Source organism: Candidatus Borkfalkia ceftriaxoniphila, assembly GCF_004134775.1.
Taxonomy (GTDB): Bacteria; Bacillota; Clostridia; order Christensenellales; family Borkfalkiaceae; genus Borkfalkia; species Borkfalkia ceftriaxoniphila.
Genome location: NZ_SDOZ01000002.1, coordinates 1,048,915 through 1,072,755 on the forward strand (window position 1 = coordinate 1,048,915; position 23,841 = coordinate 1,072,755).

Below are 23,841 nucleotides of genomic sequence, written 5' to 3' on the forward strand. Positions count from 1 at the left end.
CGATTTCAAGTATGATCTTGCCGATCTCTTTCTCCTTTGTGAAATGTCTCGTTACAAGATACTTTTTGCCGTCTGTTTCGTGCAGTTCTTTTGAAGTCGGGCATGCGGCATACTGTTCAAGCAACGGTCTTATCGGTCTGTTCGTATGGTTTCCCTCCTTAAAAACGCAAAATTTTTCTATTATTTATATGAAAATGCATTCATTTTTGTGTGACGTTGGAACGTTTTTCTGAGTACGGGAATAAAAGAAAGGTAGCGAACCTTTCGCTACCTTTTTCCCATATGTTACCTGCTCTGTCGGGCCTGTGGGGCCTGTGATTCCCGTCGCGCCTGTTGCGCCCGTGATGCTTGCGCCCGTTGCACCCGTAGGTCCTGTCGGCCCGGTGGGACCTGTAATTCCCGTTGCGCCTGTGGCGCCTGTCGCACCCGTGATGCTAATGCCCGTAGGTCCTGTGGGTCCGATCGCGCCCGTTGCACCCGTTGCACCCGCCGCGCCTGTCGCACCGGTCGCTCCTGTCGCGCCTGTCGCACCGGTCGCTCCTGTCGCGCCTGTGGCACCCGTGATGCTTGCGCCTGTCGCGCCTGTGGCACCCGTCGCGCCGCGCGGGATCACAAAATCGAATACCGCGGCTTCCGTAGTTCCCGCGTTCGTCACCGAGGCGTTTTGCCCGGGTTCCGCAGTCGATACGTTGCCGATAGAAATCGTTGCCGCGCGTCCGCTTGCGCCCGTGGGGCCTGTCGGACCCGCAGGTCCCGTCGCGCCCGTTGCGCCCGCGGTTCCCGTCGGCCCGGTCGGACCGGTCGGGCCTGTGCAACCTGTACAACCCGTAGGACCCGTGGGAGTTACGCCAAATGCATCGATGTTCGGAACAGGTTCGCATGCGCGCCTGCAGCCGCAACGCCTTTGCTGCGGGCAGAATAAATAGACGGGAAAATGAAAACAAGAATCGTTCATTGTTCGTTTCCTTTGTTTTTTAAAATTTTATCGAAATATTGTTTGTTATGCAAGTAACTTGCGTTATTCGGTTTAAAACGTCCCGCAAGTTCGTTATACTTTTGCGCTTTTTGTAATTGGCCGAGCCTGTCGTAACAAACGCACAACTGAATGGCGGGAATATATCCGTAACAGTCCGCAAAAACGAACGCGCCCGTGGTAAGGTCCGGCTTTAAATTCAAGGCGAGTTTGTACCAGAAAACGGCGCGCCCGTACATGGCGTGCTGCATATAAAAAGCGCCCAGATCGCAGCACGTTTCCGCGCGCGGCGAATCGAGTTCGAAACTCTTGAACAGCGCCGCGAGCGCCTGTTTCGGCATGTTTTTTTTGCAAAAACACGCCGAAAGGTCGCGGCAGGCGCAAATTTTGTTTTCCACCCATCCGTCGCCGTTCAAAAATTCGCTGTACGCGGTCACGGCTGCATCGTACAACCCGTTGTCGAACAACTCCCGCGCATAGTAAAATTTTTGCCGTTCGTCCGGCGTCTTACCGTCCGCGAGCATTTTTTGGAAAATCTTTAAATTGCGCCCCGCTTCGGCAGGTCTGATTTTTTTGTGAAAGACGGAAACATCCGAATGCACGACGTTTCCGCGCGGCACGATGACTTCGTGCACCGCGCCCACCCACGAAAAGTTTGCCGTCCTCCTTACGATGCGTTCCCGCTCGTAAGATAAGGTGGGCTTTCCTTCTTCGTCGAATGCCGCAACGTAGGGCATCATCACCATATCCACGTCCGCAGTCAGGCTGTTTTTCAGCGCTTTCAAGGCTTGGCGGTTGGTTTCGTCCAGCACGTCATCGGCGTCCAGCCACATTAAAAAATCGCATTCAGACAGGGAAAACGCGTAGTTCCGCGCCGCGGAAAAATCGTAGACCCATTCGAAGGTATACACTTTATCCGTGTACGTTTTCGCGATTTCGACCGTTTTGTCGGTCGACCCCGTGTCCACGACGATAAGTTCGTCGTACGTTTCTTGAATGCTGTCGAGGCAGCGCGCGAGCACGTCTTCCTCGTCCTTCACGATCATACAAATACCGAGCGTCATAAAATTCCTCATTCGTAGCCGAGGCGTATTTTTCGCCTCTTATTTCATAATATGATTATTTTTTTGAGAATGTTATGCGCGAATCCTTTGATTTTTCCGTTTAATTTGGTATAATAGGATAGCCGAATCACTTTTGTGCCCGTGGTGGAATTGGATACCATAAAGGCCTCCGACGCCTTCGGTCCGGGTTCGAGCCCCGGCGGACACACCAGCCCCGCGATATGAAAATATCGCGGGGTCTTTCTTTTGCTTGCTTTTTGCCCGATAGTTTGATAAAATAAATAAATTCATACGAAAGGGAAGTGTCGAAATGGTAAAAAACAAGGAAGATTCGGAAGCGGAAGAGTCCGAAACAAGCGTCGAAGAGGCGGCCGTAGCCGCCGTGCCGCGCAAAGAGGGCTTTTTTCGAAAAGTCCGGAATTGGCTGAAAAACACGGTGCCTGGCGTGGCATTGTGCGCGGCTCTCGCCGTGCCCGCGTGGTTTTTGGGCAAACTCGTGCCCGTCATCGGCAGCGCGGTGTTCGCCATCGTGTTCGGCATGATCCTCGCGTTTTTCAAAAGGCCCAAAGTTCTGGACGGCGGCGTGCGCTTCACTTCGAAAAAGGTCTTGCAGGCGAGCATCGTGTTTCTGGGCTTCGGCATGAACTTTTACACCGTCATGGAAGTGGGCGGAAACTCCGTACTCATCATCCTTTCGACCATTGCGACGTCGCTGATCGTATCCTTTGTTTTGGCGAAACTGTTGAAGATCCCCTCGAACGTGGCGACGCTTGTCGGCGTGGGCTCGTCGATCTGCGGCGGCTCCGCCATCGCGGCGACCGCACCCGTCATCCGCGCCAAGGATTCCGACGTGGCGACTTCCGTTTCGGTCATATTCCTGTTCAACGTGATCGCCGCGTTCACGTTCCCCGCGCTGGGGCAGGCGATGGGCATGAGCGATACGGGTTTCGGTATGTGGGCGGGCACCGCCATTAACGATACTTCCAGCGTCGTGGCGGCGGGACAGAGTTGGGCGAGCATGACGGGCAGCGACGTCGCCCTGCAATATGCGACCATCGTCAAACTCACGCGCACGCTTGCGATCATTCCCATCACGCTTGCGCTCGCGATTCTCGAGGGTATCAAGGCGAAAAGGAGCGCTACCGCAGAGGGCGGCATCCGTTTCAGTTTCGTAAAAGTCTTTCCCTGGTTCGTCGTCTTTTTCCTGTTGGCGGCAGTCGTAAATACGTGGCTGTTTCCTGCGCTGCGCGTGCCCGAAACCGTTCCCGCCTTTTTAAATACCGCGGGGAAATTCATGATCACGCTCGCCATGGCGGCGATCGGCCTCAATACCAATATCGTCAAACTCGTACGTTCGGGATGGAAACCCATTCTTTTGGGCCTTGTCTGCTGGATCGCCATCGCGGGCGTCAGCATCGGCGTGCAGTCGGCGCTCGGGCTCTGGTAAATTGCATATCGAAAGGAAAACCCGATGCGCGCATCGGGTTTTGTCGTTTTTTGGGGCGGTATCTACCGCAAATGAAAAAAGGTTTGTATTATCGCGGGGGATGTGTTATAATAAGAATACGGAAATAAAAAGGTGGGTATAACTATGTCGCCGTGGGAAATCATTCTGATCGTGCTTTTGAGCGTGATCATCGTTTTGCTCGTGTTGGGCGTGATCGTGTACGACAGGTTCAAGGAACTGATGCGCAAGCAGCGCGTTGGTTTCGTCTTGCAGGATGAGTTCGCGGGCGAGGCGCCCATCGTCTTTCTGGGGGATTCTCTCACCGATTTTTACCCGACGGGCGAATTTTATTCGCCGTACAATGTCGCCAACCGCGGCATCGCGTGCGACACCACCGCGGACGTGCAGGCAAGGCTCGACGAGGTCATTGCGTTGCGTCCAAGTCACGTGTTTTTGCAGATCGGCATCAACGATCTGATCAGAGAAGGGAAAAAATTGACCGCCGAAATTTTATGCGAACGCGTATTCAAGATCGTGGACGCGCTCGTTGCGGAGGGGATCGAAGTCACGCTCTTATCTCTCTATCCCGTGCGGCGGAAAAAATATTTTATCGTCAGTCCCGCGGTCTTGAACCATGCGGATAACGGGCGCGTCAACGCGGCGAACGAATTGCTCGCGAAAAAAGCGGCGGCGGCAGGCATGGAATTCTGCAACGTGCACGCGGAACTGACGGACGGGACGGGCGAACTGAAAAAAGAATTCACGCTGGAAGGGCTGCATCTGACGCTGCCTGCCTATCGGCAGATCACCCGATATTTGCTGCCCTACGTGAAGCGGGCCGAACAGACCCGAAGGGATAACCTATGTCAGATTTCAGAAGCAGACAACTGAAAAAAAATGAAAAGCAGACGCGCCGCCGCGAAAGGCGGTCGGGCCGTCCTTTCGGCGAGGGGAAAAAAGAGGATAGTATGCCCGAACGGCTGCGCCGCATCGCGGCGGAGCAAAAGGCTGTCAGCGACTGGCTGCCCCTCGACAACGCCGCACTGATCTTTCCCGCGAGCGAAAACGCGGATATGTCCAGCATGTTCCGCGTGGGCGCTCTGTTAAACGAGCCGATCGATCCCGTGGAACTGCAATACGCCGTAAACGAGGTCGTGCCGCGTTTTCCGGGGCTTTGCGCCACGCTCAAAGGCGGGTTTTTCCGCTATTATCTGGAACCTTCCGCCACGCCGCTCGTCGTGCAGGAAGAGAGCGAATTTCCCATGAGGCCCATTCCGCTCGACACCCGCCATCACATGGTGCGCGTCCTGTATTACGGAAACGCGGTCGCCGCGGAATTTTTCCACGTGGCGACGGACGGCAACGGCGGCATCGTCTTTTTAAACACCCTCATAGCCTGTTATCTGCGCCGCAAGGGGGTTTTTGTGGGCGAGGGGGCGAATTGTCTGGACACGCGGGACAGGCCCCGCCCCGAAGAACTTTCCGACAGTTATAAAAAAGTATACGACGGCAAGACGAAAAAGGACAAGCGGGAAACCAAGGCGTATCATATGCACGGCAAAAAACTGCCCGCCACCATGCTCGCCGTCATTCAGGGCGTTTTGAATGCGGACGAATTGAACGCGGCTGCCAAAAGCAGGAACCTTACGGTGGGGGAACTGCTGACCGCCGTCCTCGCCTACGCGGTGGACGCCGAGCGTGCCTTTTATATGCGCGGAAAAAACCATCCCATCGTGGTCAATATCCCCGTCAACTTAAGAAAAGTATTCCCGAGCGAAACGCTCAGGAATTTTGTCGCCATCATGCCCGTGCGCGTAGAATGCGGCAGCGATTTCGAGACCATCGAAAAGACGGTCAGAGAACAGTTCGCGCACATGCGCTCGGAACAATATCTGCGCGGCTATGTGAATTACAACGTCAACGTGGAAAAGAACAAATTGTTCGTCGCGCTGCCCCTGCCCTTGAAAAACGTCGGCATGAAAGCGGTTTTAAAATTGTATTCCGACCGCGTGACGACGACCACCTTTTCCAATCTCGGCCGCATCGCCGCGCCGAAAGAATTCGAGGGGCACGTGCTGCGTTACGATTTTTATCTCGGTCCCAACCGGTGCCAACTGACCAACCTTTGCGCGGCGGCGTATAACAACAACGTCGTTTTGTCGTTTTCCCGCTATCGGCAGGAAACGGGCGTCGAAAAATATTTTTTCCGCAAACTTTCCGAACTGGGCGTTTCCGTCACGCTGGAAAGCAACTGCGAGTTATAGAGGCATAGTATGAAATATTGCAGACAATGCCGCGTCTTTGCGCACAAAGATCTGACGCGCTGTCCCTTATGCGGCAGTTATCTGGTCGGTGCGGAAAAAGCGGAATCACCTCCCGCGCGCTACGAGCGGGAATCGGAACCCTGCGTGCGTTTCGTGCCGCTCGATTACCAGGGCGACTTTTTCCGCCATTTCCTGCGCAAAAAATCGCTGCTTCTGACGATCGCCGCCATTCTCATCGCCGTGCTCGTCAACCGCCTCATCACGCCACGGCAGCAATGGTGGGGATACGTCGTCATCGGCGGCCTCGCGGTCTACTGGTGCGTGCTGCAAACCATTTATCGCCGCAGAAGGTTTTATTCCCTGCTCGCCGTGTGCGCCTATGCGCTGTCCGCCGCGCTGTATCTGATCGATCTGACGATCTCTTTCGACCTGGCGGGAAACGCTTCTTATTTCGGGATCTCTCTGCAATACGCCGTACCGGGGCTCTTATTCGCCCTTTTGATCACCTGCGACGTGATGTCGTTCGTCGAAAAGAGCGGATATAAATATTATCTCGTTTCGCTCGTTCTGGTTTCCGTGGTCGCGCTCGTGCCCGAGATCGTGGTGCTGTGCCTGCCCGTTTACCGCAATTGGCTCACGTTTCCGCTGTTCTGCTTTACGCTTTTGAATCTGTTCGTGGTAGCGGTCCTGTATTGGAAGCCCCTGAAATCGGAAATGGCGAGGAAATTTCATACTTGAAGCAAAGGAGTCTTGATTTTTGAAACAATTTTTCTCTTATGTGAAAGGGCGCGTCAGAGCGGATAAGATCCTGACGGCGATCGTATTCGTCTTTATCGCCTTTTGTGTCGGTTCGGGTATCTATTTCGGCGTGATCGGGCAGGCGCGGAATTGCGTCATGTCCTTTGCCTATTTATTGGTCGTTCCCGTAATCTATGCGGTGGAATACGGCGTGCGCCTCAGATTCGCCCCTTTGTTCATGGCGATCCTCCTGTTTTTGATCGCGGGCGGAATTTTGGGCAGTGCGTACGATTTGTATAACTATATCCCCCGTTTCGACGAGATCCTGCACGGCATTTCCGGCGTGATCTTCGCCGTGCTCGGGTTTTCGCTGATGAAAGCGCTGCTCGGCAAAGAGGAGAGCAATAAAAATTTTTTCATCTGTCTTTTCGTGGGGCTGTTGTTCAGCCTGTCCATCGCCCTCTTATGGGAGATGTTCGAATACGCCGCTTATGCGTTTTTCGGCATCGATATGCAGGAAGATATGCTGATAGACGGTTTTTCCTCCTACTTTTTGATGGGCACGCACAACGCGACGGAAGTGATCGACGGCATTACCCAGACGGTCATCTACTATGCGGACGGCACGAAAGTCATTCTCGGCGGCTATCTGGACGTCGGGCTTTTCGATACGCTCAACGATATGCTCGTGTGCCTTATGGGGGGCGTCGTCTATATTGCGGCACTTCTTATCGACCATAAACTGGGGGGAAGGCTCCGCAGACTTTTGGTTCCCGAAACGAACGCGTTCGAGCGTGCCAAGCGCCAAAAGAAGGAAAAGGCGCCCGCAAAGGAGTTGTGATGCAGTTTGAGATCGGTCCCGTCATCGCGGCGGTGCGCAGCGCGGAAGAATACGCCGCGGCGCTTGAAAGCGGCGCGGAGACCGTATTCGTCGTCAAGAGCGATCTTCTGTCTTTGCGGGAGATGCTCGCAGAAAAGCGTGGCAAACAGGTATTCGTGCATGCGGATACGTGCGAGGGGCTCGGCAAAGACAAAGTGGGGCTGGAAGTTCTCTCGCGTCTGGGCGCGGACGGCGTCATCAGCACGAAAAATTCTTTGATCGCCGCGGCGAAAGGCCTGGGGCTGGGAACGGTACAGCGGTTTTTCCTCATCGATTCGCTGTCCGTGCAGACCGCTTTCGAGAGCGTGTCCGCCTCCCGTCCCGACTGCGCGGAACTGATGCCCGGCGTCCTATGCAAAGAGATCGCGCGCTTTCGCGCGCGGACGCAGCCGTTCAACGTCAAGATCATCGCGGGTGGGCTTATCGAGAGCAAATCCGACGTGATCGCCGCGCTTTCCGCGGGCGCCGACGCCGTTTCCGTCGGCAGACAAGAATTATGGTATATATAATAATTTGATCATTATCAAAACAAAAAAGACGTCTTTTTTGTTTGGGCGCGCCCAAACAAAAAAGACGTCTTTTTTGTTTGGGCGCGCCCAAACAAAAACAAATCTATTCGCAAATAAATGAAAAAATGAAACATACTAATACAAAGGAAAAAACAAATGAAAGAGAAAAACGTTCAGATATCGGTTATCATACCGGTTTATAACGCGGAACTTTATTTGGAAAAGTGCATCGAAAGCGTGCTCGGGCAGACCTTTGACGCGCTGGAAGTTATCTGTGTGGACGACGGCTCGTCGGATGCGTCCGTCGAAATTTTGCGCAAATTTCAAAATAAAGACGAGCGGCTCATTGTTTTGCAGCAGAAAAACCGGGGAGCGGGCGCAGCCCGCAATAACGGTCTGCGCCGCGCGAAGGGAAAATTTATCCACTTTCTGGACGCCGACGACTGGGTGGATACTGCCGCGTACGAAAAACTTTACAAAGTTATGACCGATTCCCGCGCCGACGTCGGCGTGTTCATGTATACGCGCTACGACAACCGCACGGGCGCAGAACGCAAGGTCAGATTGTTCGAACTGGAAGAAGGAAAAACGGAGATCACGACCTTTTCCCGTAAATACTGGCATTTCTGCAACACTTCGGTGGTTCCCTGGAACAAGATCTACAATGCGGAATTCCTTCGCTCCGTCGGCGCGCGGTTTGACGAGATCGTCTGCGCGAACGACCGCGCTTTCTATTTCCAGACGATCACGGCGGCAAAATCCATCGTGCTGTATGCCGAATCGTTTATTTTTTATAGGGAAAACAACGAACTGTCCCTGGTAGGGCAGGGGCGTTCCAAACATTTCGACTGTCATCTCACGGCGAACGACCGCATCTTTCAGATCGCAAAATCTTTTCCCGACGAAATTTTTCAGCGCGTATTCAACGCCAATATGGAGGATCTGTTTTCTTTTTTCTGGAAATCGAGCAAAGAAAGCAAAAAAGAAAACTTTCGCGGGATCTGCGATATGCTGGTGCGGGAAATGTACCCGTTCGACCTCGAATCGTTTCGGGGAAAATCCTGGTATGCGAACGGAAAGATCGCGCTTTTGCATCGGAAACTGGATACCAATAAAATCGTCGTACCCGTCGTCTTTGCCACCAATAACGGCTACGCGCCCTTTTTAGACGTTGCGATCCTTTCCCTGATCGCGCACGCCACGCCGCGTTACTATTACGATATTTACGTTTTCGAAACGGAATTGAGCGATCTCAATATTCAAAAACTGGAAGAACACAAGGGCGAAAATTACCGCGTCAACTGTATCGATCTAAAGTCCAAATTCAACGATTCCACGCTGTATTCCCGCGCGCATTATTCCAAAGAGATGTATTACCGCATCTTTATCCCCGAACTTTTTTACCATTGCGATAAGGTCGTGTATCTCGATTGCGACGTGATCGTCAACCGCGATATTGCGCAGTTGTACGAAACCGACCTCGGCGAGGCGCCCTTGGGGGCGGTGCATAACGCCATGAATTACAGTATGTACCGATACGTCACGAGAATGCTGAAACTGCCCGCGGAACGCTATTTCAATTCGGGCGTGCTGCTCATCAACGTAAACTCGTTCGTGGAAAATAAAATTAAAATCAAATGTTTCGATCTTTTGAAAATAAAGAACAATCTCGTCTGCCCCGATCAGGATCTTTTAAATCTTTCCTGCCGCGACAGCGCGAAAATGCTGGACAGCGGCTGGAATTTCCAATGGCACAACGTACTGCCGTATGCCGAAAAAGTGGTCAAAGAATCGCAGGCGTCGCTGGATAACGCGCAGGCGAAAAAATACATCACACACTTTACCTCGGGGAAAAAGGCGTGGTCGTATCCCGAAAATGAATTTTCCATCGATTTCTGGAACTATGCGGAATCCTCCCGTTACAACGGCATTATCCGTCAGATCGGAATGAGCAAGCGGATCCATACCACCGTGTACGAGGCGCTGCAAAACCACAACGACCGCTTGAAAACCGCGGACGAGGCGCTGCGTCGGCTGTGGGCGCTGGAGTCATCCTTTTCCTATAAACTGGGAAGATTTCTGACCTGGATCCCCCGTAAAACCGCGGCATTTTTCCGTTGCTGGCATACGAAAGGCTTCAAATATACGATGGTGCGCGTCTTCCGCGGCAAAAAGCGCGCCCAAGAATATCTGGCAAGGAGGGAAAATGATTAAAATAAAGGTACTCGGCTGCTGCGTTTCCCGCGAAATGTTCAACTATACCGATCGGTTAGAAGTGACTAAATGCGTCTATACGCCGTTTATCACGCTGAACGAGCCGCCTTTTCCCGTGGATCGCGAAGCGATAGACCGCGTCGCCCCCAATCGCTTTTTTGCGAATATGCTCGATCTGGAATGCCGCAAAAAAATATTCGGTTATCTGAAAGAGGGGCAGGCGGATTATCTGATCTTGGATTTTGCAGAAACCGTTACGGATTTTTACCGGATAGAAAATGGCGTCAGGTTGCCCGCCACGGAACATTATAAAGCGCTTTTAAATGAATTGCATCAACCGTACGAACGGCAGAAATATACAAATTGCAGCGTAGAAAGCATAGTGAAGAAACTGTTTGAGGAACTTTCTTCGGTGATTTCTTCGGATAAAATTATTTTGAATCGGGCGACCTACAGCAAATATTATCTGAAAGAGGAATACGGCCGTATGAAAATCTATCCGTTTACCGATCATTTTCGGCTTTTGCCCGAGGCGCAGGCGCGCGTTCGCGAGTTCGAGAACCAAGCGTTGAAATATCTCGGCGGCGCGCCCGTTTTGCCGCCGTTAGAGACTTGTCTGTCGGACGGGGCGCATAAGTACGGCGTCAGTCCCGTGCACTACGCCGATTGCTGTTACCGCTTTATGGCAAGGCGGCTGGAACATACGCTCGGAGCGATTTCGGAAAAAGAATTATACGCCGAGCACGAACGGCAATACGGCGATTTTATAAACCTGTTATTTCATTCGATCGATTAAAAGGAGACAAAAATGTTAAACGAAAAAATTGCGAAGATGCTCAACGAACAGATCACGAGGGAATTGTTTTCCGCTTATCTGTATCTGGATTTTGCCAATTATTACGAGGACGAGGCGTTGGCAGGATTCGCCCATTGGTACGAAGTGCAGGCGCAGGAAGAGCGCGACCACGCGCTTTTGATGCGCAGATACCTCATCGACAGCGGCGTGCGCGTCGTGTTTGAAGCGGTGGAGCGGCCGAAAGGCGAATATAAAGATTTCGCGCAGCCGTTAAACGAGGGGCTTGCGCACGAACGGTTCGTAACCGCGCACATATGCGCCGTTTACGAACAGGCGCTCGCGCTCAAAGATTACAAGACCGTGCAGTTTCTCGACTGGTTTGTGAAAGAACAGGGCGAAGAGGAGAAAACCGCCGAAGATTTGATCCGCAAGATGAGCCTTTTCGGCGGTGACGCGAAGGGCCTGTATCTTTTGAATCAGGAACTCGCGGCGCGCGTCTACGTGCCTGCGGTCATTCCCGCGCAATAAAAAAAGAGCGGAAGAAACTTTCCGCTCTTTTTTTACATAGCCGCCGTTTTATAAAAATAATAAAAGGTATCGTCCTCGCCGATGCGCCGCATGCCTGCGGATAAAAGCGCCTTTTCGGAGGCGACGTTTTCTTTATAGCATTTCGCCTCGATCTTTTCCAGCCCCAGTTTAGAAAACCCGTAGCGCATATAGGCTGAAAGACTCTCTTTTGCAAGTCCCCGGCCGCGATATTCGGGCAAGAGCCGGATCCCGATCTCCGCCTCGCTTAAAAATCCGAAATTGAAGAGGATCACTTCGCCCGCGAGTTTGCCGTCCAGGTAAATGCCGAGCGGCATTTCTTCCTTTTTCTTAAAATCCTTGCGCGCGGAATTTAAAAACCATGCGTCGGAAACGTCCTTTCCCTTCGCGTCGTCGCGCCAGTCGTAACCCCAAAACCGATTGAGTTCGGTATCCCGCGCGAGCCGCGCGTACTGTGCGGCGTCGCCGTTCGGAACGGGCGCCAAAATCACGCGTTCGCTTTCGATCTCGGGCAGTTTGGAAAGGGCGTCGATGCTCCGCCTGATGGCGAGATTATATTTGTCCACGATCTCCACGGGCAGATAATTGAGTTTGGATTTCCGAAGCCCCAGATCTCCCGAATCGTCCTCGCGGTTGATATAGTGCACGTTTTCGTCCGCGAACGTCTGGGCGAACAGTTGCGCCACGGTCGGGTACGCCCCCGGATAGTCGCGCAGCGCCTTTTCGATATGGATGATGAGCATGTCGCCGCAACGCTCGCCGATGGAAGCCGCCACGATCTTGCCGCCCACGGTGAGATATCCGCACAACAGCCCCAAGTCTTTGAGATAAGGCAAAATTTCTTTCGCCGCCTTCATTTCCTCGGTCGCGGAAAACTCGCCTTTGGCGAGTTGATAACTCTCGTATTCCTCGAAAAACGCCAGAACCCCGCACGCGTCGCTCTGTTCGCATACGTGAAACTCGTAGTCGGGAAAACTCTTTTTGAATTTATTGACGTGGTTGCGCTGTCCGCTGTAATTGCCGCCCGCGTAGGTCTTGAAATCGCTGGCGTAATACAGATAGTCGCGCCAGCGCCGCTGGTTGGCGACGTGTACGTCGCTGCCGTAGCGGATCACGAGGGAGGCGAGCCGCGACTTGGGCACGTTCGTGTAGTGGATGCGGATCTTATTTTCGCGGCAGTATTTTTCCAGTTCGGAGATCGCCTGCCGTTCGCAGTATTCGTCGCCGCTCAGGCATAAGGGGTAGTGGAAGTATACGTTGTTCACGTACCGCTCTTTGAGGATGAGCGTATCTCCGTAGATTGCGTATTCGGGGGAAATATATTTATTCCACATGAACAGGAATCCCGCCGAAAAGTTGGCAAGATGCAGATTCTGCGCTTTTAAAAAGGGCAGAAGATCTTTGATCCTCTTGCGCGTCAGTTTTTTAAATTTCATAATCATTCCGAATTTCAGTTTTTTCCATAATTATAGCACATTCCGCATGATTTTCAAACCTTTCGGGCTACGTCAGAGAAAAAATATGCAGGATGAAGCGCGGGATATCGGGCATCACCCGCACGATCGTCTCGTAAATTTCCCCGCGCAGGGCGATAAAATCAGGCCATTCGTCCACGTGCCAGAAGTATTGCCCCGCAGTGACGTCGCCGATGGCGAACATTCCCTGCGCGTATCCGCCGTAGGCGATGTATTGCGCGATCGCGCACCCGCCGATGGAAAAAAGCCCGACCGCCACGCCGCCCACGGCGAACAGCCCCACGGCAACGGCTCCGACCGCCACCCCGCCCGCGGCGATCGCGCCCAGCGCGAAGATGCCGAAGGACAGGCACGCGAGCGCCAAGATCCCGACGGCGAGAACGCCGAACGACAAAAGTCCTGCGGCGACGAATCCCACCGATATGAGTCCCGTCGCCACGTTGCCGACGGCGATGACGCCCTTGGCGCGGCACAGTCCGGGGCCGACGTTTACGTGCACGAGCGGCAATCCCAGAAAGGTACGCTTGCTCTTATATTCGTAATGAAAGCGGCGGCGGCAAAACGGATATCCGTGCCGCGGCTCTCTATCGGGTTCTGCATCCTCTCCGCGCAGCAAAAAATCGACGCTCACGTGATAGAAGGCGGCGATCGCCACCAGTTTTTCGGGTTCGGGATAACTCGCGTCCGTCTCCCATTTGGAAACCGACTGCCGCGAAACGCCGAGGCGGTCCGCCAGTTCTTCCTGCGATAGATTTTTGTCCTTGCGCAACCGATACAATCTCTGTCCGAGCGTCATGTCTTACCTCTTTTCGTATTATTCTGCGCTCATTATACCACGGAACCGGGAAAGCATGCAATATTCTCCGCTTTGCAATCTGTCAACCAATGGTTGCGTTTTGTCTTTTGCGCAAAACTTTCGGGAAAAACACGGCGAAAGCGACAGTGCTCGCGAGCGAGCCCGCCACGTCTGCGATGGGCTGCGCGTAGAAAGCCGCCTCCACGCCCAAAAAGGCGGGCAGCACGAGAAGAGATACGAGATAAAAGACCATTTTCCGCAGCATGGAGAGCACGATGGCATACTGCGGCTGTCCCAGACCCGTAAAGCCGTCCACGAACGCGTACTGAAAGGAAAGGGGGATAACGCCGATCATGTATATGCGGATGCCCCACACGCTGTTTTCCACGATTTGAGGATTGGATGTGAACAACTTCGCGAAAGGCGCCGCGCCCGCAAAGGAGAGCGCGAACATGAGCGCGGTGAACGCAAGACACATTCCCAGTATGCACTTTTCCGCCCGCTTGATAAGCGGTATGTTTTTCGCGCCGTAGTTATAACTGAGAACGGGCTGCGTACCCGTGGAAATTCCCATCAGGGGATTTAAAACGAGCGAGGAAAACGCCACCACGACGGTAGACGCGGTGATCCACATATCGCCCGACGCGCCGCCGTAGCGCTGTAAGACCGCGTTGAATACGATGATGATCGCGCTGTCCGTCGCCATGATGAGAAAGGGCGAAATGCCCATTTTCAGCGTCTTTACGATGGTTTTGATCGAATATCCGCCCGCCGTCAGGCGCACTTTGGTATTCTTTTTGCGAAGGAATACGATGACGAACAGGAATGAAAGAAACTGCGACAAAACGGTCGCGAGCGCCGCGCCCGCCACGTTCATGCGGAATGCGAAAATAAACAGGGGATCGAGCGCCACGTTTGCCACCGCGCCGATGATCGTCGTCATCATGCCTACGCCCGCATAGCCCTGCGCGATAATAAACTGATTCAGCCCTACCGCGGTGATGGAAAAGATCGCGCCGGCCGCGTAGATGAGAAGATATTCGCGCGCGTATACGTAGGTATTTTCGCTCGCGCCGAACGTCATGAGGAGGGGGCGGATAAAGACCGTCGTCGCCGCGGAAACGAAAACCGCGAGCGCGACGAGCGCCAGAAGGGCGTTGGAGAGGATCTTTCGTGATTCGTCCTCGCGCTTTCTTCCCAGAGCCATGGCGAACATGGGCGCGCCGCCCAATCCGACCCAGAATGCGAAGGAGGATATAAGCGTTGCGACGGGCGCGCAGACGCCCACTCCCGCCAGCGCGGTATCTCCGATCGTTTCGATATTGCCCACGAACATTCTGTCCACAACGGAATATAAAACGTTGATAAACTGTGCCGCCATGGCGGGCACCGCCAGTTTTACGACGGTGGAAAATACGTTTTTGTTACCCAGATCCAATGCTTTCATATACCCTCTCTGCCAACGCCTATTGTAATTCCCGTACGTGGAAAAGTCAACCGAAAACGCGGTTGACAACAGAGAAATTCTGCGGTAAAATAGTGCAAAAGAAAAAGGGGCGATCATCATGGAAAAAACCAACGCGATGCGTATTCTCGACAAAAACAAAATACCCTATGCCGCGCGCGAGTACGACGCGTCGATCACCGACGGCGAGGCGGTCGCGGCGATTTTGAACGAGCCGCCCGAAGAAGTTTTCAAAACGCTCGTCACCGTTTCCGACAAGGGCGAACACCTCGTGTTCGCAGTGCCCGTATGCGCCGTGCTCGATTTAAAAAAGGCGGCGCGGGCGGCGGGCGTCAAGTCGGTTTCCATGATCCGACAAAAGGAACTCGAACCGCTCACGGGCTACGTGCACGGCGGCTGTTCGCCCGTGGGCATGAAAAAGCGCTTCCGCACCTTTGTGCACGAAAGCGCCCGGACGTTGCCGCAAATGTATGTGAGCGCGGGCAAGGTGGGCAGGCAAATGCGCCTTTCTCCCGCCGACCTTCTTACCGCCGTCGGCGCAGTATTCGCGGATCTGACAGCCGAATAAAACTATTTGCCTTGCTTTTCTTTTAATAAAAATTCGAGCATGGTTATCATACAATTCATGCGCGCGCACGTATCTTTTGCAAAACCGAGCACCCGTTCCAACTTTTCCCCGCACCACGCTTGTTCGTCGCGCAAATCAAATTTCTCGCAGGCATTTTTTGTATCGCTCCACACCGCTTTCGATCTTTTTTGCCCGCAATGCCCTCTGCCGCTCTCATGCAGCCGCACGCCCAAAAGCGTATAATATTGAATAAAATGTTTGCAGTTTTTGCAGATTGCATTTCCTTCCATGATAGCTCCTTTCATACGAATATTATTTACATTATAACACTAAAAAAAGCAAAAGTTCGAAAGTACGCGAATCGCGTTGAGAAAAATATATCTGTTGTATTTTATCACATAATGTGTTAAAAAACTTATCAAATCATAATTATGATTAAAAAAATCCCGCCTTTCCAAAGAAAAGCGGGATTTTTTTAAAAATCGATTTCGTCGGGGTTTTTGCCCGCGGGCGCGCGGAGAGCGTCGATCGCGGCGCAGTCCGCGTCGGAAAGGGTAAAATCGAAGAGGTCGGCGTTTTCGGCGATGCGCGCAGGCGTCACCGATTTGGGGAGGGGAAGGATGCCCCTTTGCAACATACGGCGCAGAATGATCTGCGCGGGACTTTTGCCGTACTTCTCGGCGAGCGTTCCGATCGCGGGAAGGGCGAGCGACGCGCCCCGTCCCAAAGGGCTCCACGCCTCGACGAGAATGGAATGAGCGCGGCAGTAATCGAGCGTTTCTTCCTGCCAGAACCCCGGCCGCGCTTCGATCTGATCGACGGCGGGCATGAATTTCGCCGTCTTTTTCAGCATTTCGAGGTGATGCGGCAAAAAGTTGCTCACGCCCGCTGCGCGGATTTTTCCTTCGGCGCATAATTCCTCGAACGCGCGCCATGTTTCCGCGTTGATCTCTTCGGCGCGTTCCCCGAACTGTTTTTCGTTCGCGGGCCAATGAATGAGATACAGGTCTATATACGAAAGCCCCAGCGTGAGAAGGCTTTTTTCGCAAGCCGCTTTCGCGTTTTCATAGCCTCGGTCGGCGTTCCAGCATTTCGTAGTCACGAAAATTTCCTCGCGCGCGATGCCGCTCTTTTTCACCGCGTTTCCGACGTCGCTCTCGTTTTTGTAAAACGCCGCCGTGTCGATATGCCGATATCCGACTTTCAGCGCTTCCGCGACGGCGCGCTCCGTTTCGCCGCCCGCCGCGCTCAGATACGTTCCGAATCCCACGCACGGTATTTTTATGCCGTTATGCAGTATAAACGATTCCTGTAAAGAATTCATGGTTTTCCTCCTTTTGTTATATTATACCACGCCGCCGCAAAGGGCAAAGGAATCACCGAAAAAAATGCGATTGATAATTATACAAAAATAATTGAATATCCGCATAATTATTGAATAATTGACATTTATTTGAATATTATGCAAAAAACGATTGCATAAAGCGCGATAGTGTGATAAGATAATGACACGATTTTGAGAGGTGCTTTATGGATTGGGATATGTTTATCAAGGCGTCGATACTCGTCTTGTACATCGTGGGAATGCTGCTCGTGGCGTTTTTCACGCGCAAGCGGAGCAAAACGGTGGGGGACACGCTGCTCGGCAACCGCAATATGGGCGGCTGGCTGACCGCGTTCGCCTACGGCACGACGTATTTTTCCGCGGTCATCTTTATCGGCTATGCGGGCGAACAGGGATATACGTTCGGTTTTTCTTCGCTGTGGATCGGCGTCGGCAACGCCGTGATCGGCGCGGCGGTCGCATGGATCGTGCTGGCGAGAAGAACGAAAAACATGACCGTGCATCTCGGCACGAAGACCATGCCCGAATTTTTCGAGGCGCGTTATCAGAGCCGCCATTTGAAATTGTTGGCGGGGCTGATCGTTGTGGTGTTTCTGCTGCCCTATTCCGCCAGCGTGTACACGGGGCTCGGCTACCTCTTTAAAAGCGTGTTCGGCATCGACTTTATCTGGGTGGTGTTGGTCATGGCGTTTCTGACGGCGGTCTACCTCTTTTTCGGGGGATATTTCGCCACCGCCGTTTCGGATTTTATCCAGGGCATCATCATGTTCGTGGGCGTCGTGGTCATGATCTTTTACGTGTTCAATTACGAAAAAGTGGGCGGATTCCTCGAAGGCATCGCCGCCATCGGCGACAAGCGCGAAGAAATGGGGCTCGCCATGACGGGAACGGGTATCTGGCAACTCGTCATGCTCGTCCTTCTGACCTCGCTCGGAAGTTGGGGGCTGCCGCAGATCGTACATAAATTCCATACGGTGAAAAACGAGGCGGCGATCAAAAAGGCGACCTGGGTATCCACCGTGTTTGCGCTGGTTATCGGCGTGGGCGCGTACCTTGTCGGCTGTACCGTCGTTCTCGTATTCGGCGATACTGCCGCAACCATTCCCGCAGATCAGCGCATTCCCATGCTTTTGGCAGAAACGCTTCCCGCGGGTCTTTTGGGGCTGATCACCATTTTAGTGCTCTCGGCGAGCATGTCCACGCTCAGCGGGCTGACGCTCTCCATTTCTTCCGCCGCGTCCATCGATATCGTGAAGGGGTATATCAAAAAGGACGCGTCCGATAAATTCATCAATTACTGTTTGAAGATCATCGGCGTCGTGGTCATCGCTATTTCCGCGTTTATCGCGATCTACAACGACCACGTGCAGGAAGTTACGGGCAAGGCGACGACGATCGTCAATCTGATGTCCCTTTCCTGGGGCGTTCTGGCGGGCTGTTTCATCGGGCCGTACATTTACGGGCTGTACGATAAAAAGGCGAGCAAAACCGCCGTATACGCGTCCATGCTCGGCACGATCGTCATCACGCTCGTACTGTATATCGTTTCCAAAACCGTGCCTGCGACCGCCGCGATCCTGTTTCCGCCCGCCATCGGCGTGATCACAATCGCGTACAGCATTTTGGTGACGCCGCTCGTGAGCCGCTTTACGAAAAGCCCTTCGCCCGAAATGGTGGAAACCGCCTTTGCCGCCGCGAAAAAGCGCGAAGAAAAGACTTCTCAATCTTAATCATAATAGAAAACCGCCCCGCGGCACACGCCGCGGGGCGGTTTTTTTATTTCCAGCCGAAAGAGCCGTCTTCTTTTTGATACGAACGATAAATTTTTCCGTACTCCAACAAGATCGAACCGCCGTTGACCGACGCACACGAATTCTGCTCATAGGTGATCACGAGTTCGTCGTTGGGGTAAATGGCTTCCTGCGAGGAAAACGTGAGGTGCGCCTGCAAAGATTTCACTTTGATCTGCGCGTCTGCCGCCGACGCGCAGATCTCGCCGCCGAACCGTCCTTCCAGAATAAGCGTTCCGTTCACGATGAGCGCGCCGCCCTCTTTTTTGCCGTTGGGCTGCGAGGGGTACCAGAGTTGTTTGCTGTTTACGAACGTCGTACAACTGCCGTGATCTTCAACGAACGTATCTTCGTAGACGATCAAGCCTGCAAGATATTCTTTTTCGCCCGCTTTCTCGTTTTTCACGGTCAACTGCGCGCCCTGGTCCACGATGAGTTTCGCGCCGGGCATGATTTTGAACATATTGTATATGGCGTAATCGCCGTCGTGCAAGGTGATGGCGGAGTAGGTATAGGGGATCGCCATCAGCATGCCTTCGGTAGAGATGATGGACATGAGCGTGAGCGTTCCGTCCGTCGCGCCACCGTATAAGTCGAGCGTCGTGCGGAATTCGAAAGGCGGCTCGTACTTTTTCGTCGCCTCGGCATAGCGGGGATTTTCAATGCGCGTCGTCTTTTTCTCGACGTAGCCGCCGATCGCGGGGCGGATCATGCCTTCCGCGCCGATGGCGCATACTTCCGCCACATTATATCCGCCCATAGCGACCAGCATCGCGTAAGCGTATTCGTTGGCGCCGTAGCGGATGGTATAATTCGTCTGAATATTCGGCATTTCGTAGATGTTCAAGGGGACGAACCCCGCGTTATATACGTTTTGCGAATTGGTACCGCCCTTGTAATCCTTGACGATAAAGGGGAGTTTGCTCGCGCCGCCCGCCAAAACGTCCGTTTTGCCGCCGCCGACGATATACCCGTTCACGTCGAGCACGCCGCCCGACTGCACGTTGAGCGCGCCGTCCAACCGTAAGATCGCGTAGTCCGCCGAAGTCTGCCCCTGATAGGGCCGCGCCGATTGTTTATAGCCCACGATGCCGCCCACGGAGAGAGTGCCGTATACGTTGAGCGTCACGCCCTCTCCGAGGATCAACGCCACCGTACCGCGCGAAGCGTCGGCGTAGAACAGCGAGGGATCGTCCGTCGTTTCGGCAAGCGTGCGGCCGTACGCGCCCGCCGCGTATGGCAGGCGCATCGTCACGCCCGCAGGCAAGTTGTAAGTACCTGCCTGCAATGCGGGCGCGTTGGTTTTCGAGTACACGAGATCCAGCGTCCCTTTGCTGTTTTCGTTCAGCGCGGCGAACGCGTCGTTCAGGTCGAGATAATATACGCCCTCGAAGACCGCCGCCGCGGCAGTAAATTCGGTGACCGCCCACAGCGTTCCGTTTTTCTCCGCCAAGAGCGTATCTTCCAGGCCTCCTTCCGTCGAACTCCAACCCAAAATGCGGAAGAATCCGGGCACTCCGTCCTTGATGCCCTCGAATTCTTTGGGGATCTCGTCGATCTTAGCAAGGTCGGCGCCGTAAGGCAACTGCAGCGTCGTCTGCGTTTCGCCGTACACAAAAGTGATGTCGAATATATCCGCTTCCAGCCCGATATACCATAAAATATCGCAGGGGATCGGCGAAACGGTAAAGGTGTAGACGTTGTTCGCGCCTTCTTCCCTGACGAGTTCGTATTCGTAGGGCAGGAATCCGTCGGATAGGGCATCGGAATATTGAATGTAAAGTTTCGGCACCTTGCCGTAGGGAACGGTGACGGTGAACGTGAACGCGCCGTCGTTATTCGCCCAGGTCGGAGCGCTACCGCTGAAATATACGCCGTTCGCCTCGGTCGCTTCGCTGCGGGACAGGTCGTGTTCGGCATTCACGCGGAAGGGTACGATTTCGGATTCAACGTAGGTAGGCTTGCTCGTATCGAACGGAGTTATAAAGCCAAAACTGCTGAATACATAAGTAAATACCGTGTTTTGTTCGGTCAACGAGCCGCCGTACACCGCTTTTTCGGTCGACTTTCCGTCCAGTAAATAATAATAAATGAAACGGCCGTTCACGGCGAACTGGTAACCTTCTTTGACGATGCGGAATTCAACGGTACTGTCGTACGATACGGGGGCGGTCGCAATGCTGCCTACCTCTCCCTTTAACAGGCTCCCGTCTACATAGATCTGATAATCGTCGGAAATGGTAAAAGCCATCTCCGAAGCGGGCTGCTTTTCGCAGTTGATTTCGATCACAAGATCGCTTGTAATATTGGTAAGGTAAAAATCAGCGTAATAAGAGCCCCATTTTATGTAAGAATCCACTTTGTATTCAGCATTTCCCGTGATTTTGATGGGAGCAAAGCCGTCCTTGAAGGTAAAAACTTCACCGTTGACGGTAATATTTTGTAAAATCGTAGATTTATCCTTATTATAGGATATTTTAAAAGAATAAACGCCGTTGTGCTGCACGGTCACGCCGTCATAGTTCGGGCGGTTGCCTTTGAGGTTATATACGCTGAACTGTTCGCCGAACCGTTCGTCCACGTTGAAGGAAACGGTGTGCGTGTTTTCGAACTTCGCCGCATAAAAAGCGTCCGCGTCCCTGACCTCGATGCGATAGCAGAGCACCGTCCCGCCTGCGAGAGCGTACTCTTGCGCTATAATCTGTCCGTCCGTCGCCGTGTGATACAGAGCGGGCAGTTCTTTGCCCGCGGGCATCGTAAAGCGCAAATACAATACCGTACCCGATGCGAACGAGGAGGAAATTTCATAATAAGGCGCAATGTTTTGATCCCCTTCTTTCACATAAGTTAAAGTATTCCATGCCGTTTCGTCGTCTTTCAGATATTGCACTTCCGTTGCATCGTAGGGAAGGGTAAAGCCCGCTTGAAAAGTTTTCACGTCTTCGTAATATACGATATAATAGAGGTTTTCCGCTCCCTTTTGCGGCAGTAATATTGTATTTACCTGTTCACCGATATAAGCGGAATAAGCGTCTTCGTCCAAGATGCGTGCCGACAAGTCGGCGCTCGCCGTATAGGCGAAGATACTGTAAGACCAACTCGAATCATATTTATAGCCGCAGTAAAGATATTTGCCTTCGTAGTCGTAATTTCCCATAGGATCGAACTGTTCGTTGCTTCCCACGGTGTAATTTTCGATGGTCCAGTCAACGATATGTTCTTCCCCGAAAATATCGACGTAGGTGACGGGCACGACGTCGAGCACGCCTTCGATTTTTATGGGGGCGTTCTTATCGATAAAGACGCCGTATGTAAAATATTGCGCGCCATCTTTTGTTTCTTTGCCGTCGGAAGCGATCGCCTCGCCGCCGTAGGTGAGAAGGGGCGCGTCGTCCTCATACCACGCGTTGCCCTTGGCGTAAACTTTCAACACCGTTCCGTAATTCAAGTTCTGTGTTTCGAAGGGCAGATACGTAGCGTTTTTGGAGGAAACGTCCACGTCGAAGCGTACCCAGCGCGCGCCCTGTTCGCGCACGATCAGACCGTCCGCGGTCAAAGCCGCCGAATACACGCCGCTTTCGGCGGTCAGCGCATGTTCGCCGAGCAAAATATTCATATCCAGGATATACGCGCCCGCTTTCTTTTGTACGGTAAAGCGCATTTCCTGCCCGTACGTACCCGTCAGAGAAGAGATGCGGTTTGCGCCCGCCTCGTCGTAGAAATCAACGTACGCGCTGTCTGCAAAGCGCAGGGTATATTCCCGCGCGGTTTCCAGGTACTTAGCCGTATAGACCGCCGTTCCGCCGACGGGCACGACAGCCGTATCCCAGCCGTCGAAGACGTTGACGAGCGTTTTGCTCATGATCACGTCGGGAACTGCGGGCGGCTCGGGCGTCTGCCCGTATTCGAGGGTGAATTCTTCGCTGTATTCGCCGTCGATTCCGTACACGAAGGTGATCAGATAACTCGTCATGCGCTTTTCGTACTGCGCGGTATAAAGCGCGTCAGCCGAAACGGCGGAAATTTCTCGATCCCAGCCCGTAAAGACCATGGTGTGCGAGGGGGCGAAGTCTTCGTCCTCCACAGTCGGCGCGGTCGGCGTTGCGCCGTAATCGAGCGTCGCTCTCTGCGTATGTTCGCCTTCGGACCCGTAAACGAAGGATATTTCGTAGGTCGTTATGCGCTTTTCAAACACGGCGCGATAGACCGTGTCGCCGACGATGGCGCCGACTTCTTTATCCCAACCCTTAAAGACCATCGTGTGCGAAGGCGCGAAATCTTTGTCTTTTACCTCGGGCGGCGTGGGCGTTTCGCCCGATTTCAGCGTTTGTTCCTTTAAAACGGCATCTCCGTCCATAAATGTAGCCGTGATCTCGGCTTTTTCATAGAGAGCCGTATAGGTCGCGTCGGCTGAAACCGTTACGATTGCGGGCTTCCAGCCCGCAATTCTGTTAACAGAATTGTCCGGGGAGATTTCATCGGGGATATCGGGCGCGGTCGGCATGGTTCCCTCTTTTAAGGTGAACACCTCCGATTTTTCGCCGTTCAGGCCGTATATAAATGTAATGGTGTACATAGCCGCTTCATCTTCCCATACGGCGGTAAAGGTCATGTCGGAAGTTACTTTTACCTTATCTCCCGCAGCGTACACGGCCGCATCATTTTTCCACCCTGTAAATACGTGTCCTTCCCACGGCTCGTCCATAGACGGCAGCGTGAATTCCGAATTTTCCGCGACGTATTCCGTCCGCGCCTGAAAACCCGCGTTTTCGCCGCCCGCGAGCGTGACGACGAACATTCGGCTTACGCATCCTGTCAACAGAAACAACGCCAGAAACGCCAGCGCCGCCAACAGGGGCAAAGCCAATTTTTTTTTGATTCGCATGATTCCCTCCATTTTTTCAATAGGTTCATTATAAAACAAATACTTAACAAAGTCAAGACGAGTTTTGCAAAACGTACGGCGAAACA

Annotated in this window: 19 protein-coding genes and 1 tRNA gene; 13 read left to right on the forward strand and 7 right to left on the reverse strand. The window is 53.2% G+C overall.

Translation table 11 applies throughout. The annotated features are described in order from the left end of the window. Positions 1–305 precede the first annotated feature (305 nt). On the forward strand, positions 306–926 hold the full coding sequence (locus ESZ91_RS11775) for a hypothetical protein (RefSeq protein WP_236082713.1): 621 nt from the start codon (positions 306–308) through the stop codon (positions 924–926). Between the two features lie 25 nt (positions 927–951). On the opposite strand, the gene ESZ91_RS04970 is transcribed toward ESZ91_RS11775, so the two are convergent. After that, on the reverse strand, positions 952–2,037 hold the full coding sequence (locus ESZ91_RS04970) for a tetratricopeptide repeat-containing glycosyltransferase family 2 protein (RefSeq protein ID WP_201270854.1): 1,086 nt from the start codon (positions 2,035–2,037) through the stop codon (positions 952–954). Positions 2,038–2,172: 135 nt separating this feature from the next. Here ESZ91_RS04970 and ESZ91_RS04975 point away from each other — a divergent pair. From ESZ91_RS04975 to ESZ91_RS05020, 10 genes are all read left to right on the forward strand, one after another. Beyond that, positions 2,173–2,248 (forward strand) — tRNA-Arg (locus ESZ91_RS04975). Positions 2,249–2,347: 99 nt separating this feature from the next. After that, the gene (locus ESZ91_RS04980) at positions 2,348–3,484 is read left to right on the forward strand and encodes a YeiH family protein (RefSeq protein ID WP_129224711.1); all 1,137 of its coding nucleotides are present in this window, start codon (positions 2,348–2,350) and stop codon (positions 3,482–3,484) included. Positions 3,485–3,628: 144 nt separating this feature from the next. After that, complete coding sequence (locus tag ESZ91_RS04985) at positions 3,629–4,375, forward strand: GDSL-type esterase/lipase family protein (protein WP_129224713.1); 747 nt, start codon at positions 3,629–3,631, stop codon at positions 4,373–4,375. Beyond that, entirely contained in the window at positions 4,348–5,748 is a 1,401-nt protein-coding gene (locus ESZ91_RS04990; protein WP_129224716.1) for a hypothetical protein, read from the forward strand. The genes ESZ91_RS04985 and ESZ91_RS04990 overlap by 28 nt, the downstream gene beginning before the upstream one ends. Before the next feature lie 9 nt (positions 5,749–5,757). Beyond that, entirely contained in the window at positions 5,758–6,486 is a 729-nt protein-coding gene (locus ESZ91_RS04995; protein ID WP_129224718.1) for a DUF6320 domain-containing protein, read from the forward strand. Between the two features lie 19 nt (positions 6,487–6,505). Beyond that, positions 6,506–7,327 carry a hypothetical protein gene (locus ESZ91_RS05000; protein WP_129224720.1) on the forward strand — a complete coding sequence of 274 codons (822 nt, stop codon included), beginning with the start codon at positions 6,506–6,508 and terminating at the stop codon, positions 7,325–7,327. Beyond that, on the forward strand, positions 7,327–7,875 hold the full coding sequence (locus ESZ91_RS05005; protein ID WP_129224722.1) for a glycerol-3-phosphate responsive antiterminator: 549 nt from the start codon (positions 7,327–7,329) through the stop codon (positions 7,873–7,875). Before ESZ91_RS05000 ends, ESZ91_RS05005 begins: the two co-directional genes overlap by 1 nt. Positions 7,876–8,031: 156 nt before the next feature. Continuing rightward, positions 8,032–10,089, forward strand: a complete 2,058-nt coding sequence (locus tag ESZ91_RS05010) for a glycosyltransferase (protein WP_129224724.1) — start codon at positions 8,032–8,034, stop codon at positions 10,087–10,089. Beyond that, entirely contained in the window at positions 10,082–10,885 is an 804-nt protein-coding gene (locus ESZ91_RS05015; RefSeq protein ID WP_129224726.1) for a DUF6270 domain-containing protein, read from the forward strand. The genes ESZ91_RS05010 and ESZ91_RS05015 overlap by 8 nt, the downstream gene beginning before the upstream one ends. Before the next feature lie 12 nt (positions 10,886–10,897). Further along, on the forward strand, positions 10,898–11,413 hold the full coding sequence (locus ESZ91_RS05020; protein WP_129224728.1) for a ferritin: 516 nt from the start codon (positions 10,898–10,900) through the stop codon (positions 11,411–11,413). Between the two features lie 32 nt (positions 11,414–11,445). Here the strand turns inward: ESZ91_RS05020 and ESZ91_RS05025 are convergent, their stop codons facing one another. From ESZ91_RS05025 to ESZ91_RS05035, 3 genes are all read right to left on the reverse strand, one after another. Further along, on the reverse strand, positions 11,446–12,867 hold the full coding sequence (locus ESZ91_RS05025; protein WP_161971060.1) for a GNAT family N-acetyltransferase: 1,422 nt from the start codon (positions 12,865–12,867) through the stop codon (positions 11,446–11,448). Between the two features lie 67 nt (positions 12,868–12,934). After that, a complete protein-coding gene (locus ESZ91_RS05030; RefSeq protein ID WP_129224732.1) occupies positions 12,935–13,702 on the reverse strand; it encodes a helix-turn-helix domain-containing protein in 768 nt (255 codons plus the stop codon). Positions 13,703–13,784: 82 nt separating this feature from the next. Continuing rightward, the gene (locus ESZ91_RS05035; protein ID WP_129224734.1) at positions 13,785–15,149 is read right to left on the reverse strand and encodes an MATE family efflux transporter; all 1,365 of its coding nucleotides are present in this window, start codon (positions 15,147–15,149) and stop codon (positions 13,785–13,787) included. Between the two features lie 118 nt (positions 15,150–15,267). On the opposite strand from ESZ91_RS05035, the gene ybaK reads away from it, so the two are divergent. Next, positions 15,268–15,735 (forward strand): Cys-tRNA(Pro) deacylase, encoded by a 468-nt coding sequence (gene ybaK, locus ESZ91_RS05040; RefSeq protein ID WP_129224736.1) that lies wholly within the window; start codon positions 15,268–15,270, stop codon positions 15,733–15,735. Between the two features lie 2 nt (positions 15,736–15,737). Here ybaK and ESZ91_RS05045 read toward each other — a convergent pair whose 3' ends face one another. Both ESZ91_RS05045 and ESZ91_RS05050 read right to left on the reverse strand, forming a co-directional pair. Then, positions 15,738–16,025 (reverse strand): hypothetical protein, encoded by a 288-nt coding sequence (locus ESZ91_RS05045; protein ID WP_129224738.1) that lies wholly within the window; start codon positions 16,023–16,025, stop codon positions 15,738–15,740. Positions 16,026–16,210: 185 nt separating this feature from the next. After that, positions 16,211–17,059: an aldo/keto reductase gene (locus ESZ91_RS05050; RefSeq protein ID WP_129224740.1), complete on the reverse strand. Its 849-nt coding sequence runs from the start codon at positions 17,057–17,059 to the stop codon at positions 16,211–16,213. A gap of 206 nt (positions 17,060–17,265) precedes the next feature. Between ESZ91_RS05050 and ESZ91_RS05055 the strand changes: the two genes are divergently transcribed. Next, entirely contained in the window at positions 17,266–18,810 is a 1,545-nt protein-coding gene (locus ESZ91_RS05055) for a sodium:solute symporter family protein (protein ID WP_129224742.1), read from the forward strand. Positions 18,811–18,856: 46 nt separating this feature from the next. On the opposite strand, the gene ESZ91_RS05060 is transcribed toward ESZ91_RS05055, so the two are convergent. Then, on the reverse strand, positions 18,857–23,755 hold the full coding sequence (locus tag ESZ91_RS05060; protein WP_129224744.1) for a hypothetical protein: 4,899 nt from the start codon (positions 23,753–23,755) through the stop codon (positions 18,857–18,859). Between the last annotated feature and the right edge of the window lie 86 nt (positions 23,756–23,841).

What these genes read in the sequence shown, in the direction of transcription:
- ESZ91_RS04970 (WP_201270854.1), bottom strand. Translation starts at nt 2,037, where the DNA reads ATGACGCTCGGTATTTGTATGATCGTGAAGGACGAGGAAGACGTGCTC.
- ESZ91_RS04980 (WP_129224711.1), top strand. Translation starts at nt 2,348, where the DNA reads ATGGTAAAAAACAAGGAAGATTCGGAAGCGGAAGAGTCCGAAACAAGC.
- ESZ91_RS04985 (WP_129224713.1), top strand. Translation starts at nt 3,629, where the DNA reads ATGTCGCCGTGGGAAATCATTCTGATCGTGCTTTTGAGCGTGATCATC.
- ESZ91_RS04990 (WP_129224716.1), top strand. Translation starts at nt 4,348, where the DNA reads ATGTCAGATTTCAGAAGCAGACAACTGAAAAAAAATGAAAAGCAGACG.
- ESZ91_RS04995 (WP_129224718.1), top strand. Translation starts at nt 5,758, where the DNA reads ATGAAATATTGCAGACAATGCCGCGTCTTTGCGCACAAAGATCTGACG.
- ESZ91_RS05005 (WP_129224722.1), top strand. Translation starts at nt 7,327, where the DNA reads ATGCAGTTTGAGATCGGTCCCGTCATCGCGGCGGTGCGCAGCGCGGAA.
- ESZ91_RS05010 (WP_129224724.1), top strand. Translation starts at nt 8,032, where the DNA reads ATGAAAGAGAAAAACGTTCAGATATCGGTTATCATACCGGTTTATAAC.
- ESZ91_RS05015 (WP_129224726.1), top strand. Translation starts at nt 10,082, where the DNA reads ATGATTAAAATAAAGGTACTCGGCTGCTGCGTTTCCCGCGAAATGTTC.
- ESZ91_RS05020 (WP_129224728.1), top strand. Translation starts at nt 10,898, where the DNA reads ATGTTAAACGAAAAAATTGCGAAGATGCTCAACGAACAGATCACGAGG.
- ESZ91_RS05025 (WP_161971060.1), bottom strand. Translation starts at nt 12,867, where the DNA reads ATGAAATTTAAAAAACTGACGCGCAAGAGGATCAAAGATCTTCTGCCC.
- ESZ91_RS05030 (WP_129224732.1), bottom strand. Translation starts at nt 13,702, where the DNA reads ATGACGCTCGGACAGAGATTGTATCGGTTGCGCAAGGACAAAAATCTA.
- ESZ91_RS05035 (WP_129224734.1), bottom strand. Translation starts at nt 15,149, where the DNA reads ATGAAAGCATTGGATCTGGGTAACAAAAACGTATTTTCCACCGTCGTA.
- ybaK (WP_129224736.1), top strand. Translation starts at nt 15,268, where the DNA reads ATGGAAAAAACCAACGCGATGCGTATTCTCGACAAAAACAAAATACCC.
- ESZ91_RS05045 (WP_129224738.1), bottom strand. Translation starts at nt 16,025, where the DNA reads ATGGAAGGAAATGCAATCTGCAAAAACTGCAAACATTTTATTCAATAT.
- ESZ91_RS05050 (WP_129224740.1), bottom strand. Translation starts at nt 17,059, where the DNA reads ATGAATTCTTTACAGGAATCGTTTATACTGCATAACGGCATAAAAATA.
- ESZ91_RS05055 (WP_129224742.1), top strand. Translation starts at nt 17,266, where the DNA reads ATGGATTGGGATATGTTTATCAAGGCGTCGATACTCGTCTTGTACATC.
- ESZ91_RS05060 (WP_129224744.1), bottom strand. Translation starts at nt 23,755, where the DNA reads ATGCGAATCAAAAAAAAATTGGCTTTGCCCCTGTTGGCGGCGCTGGCG.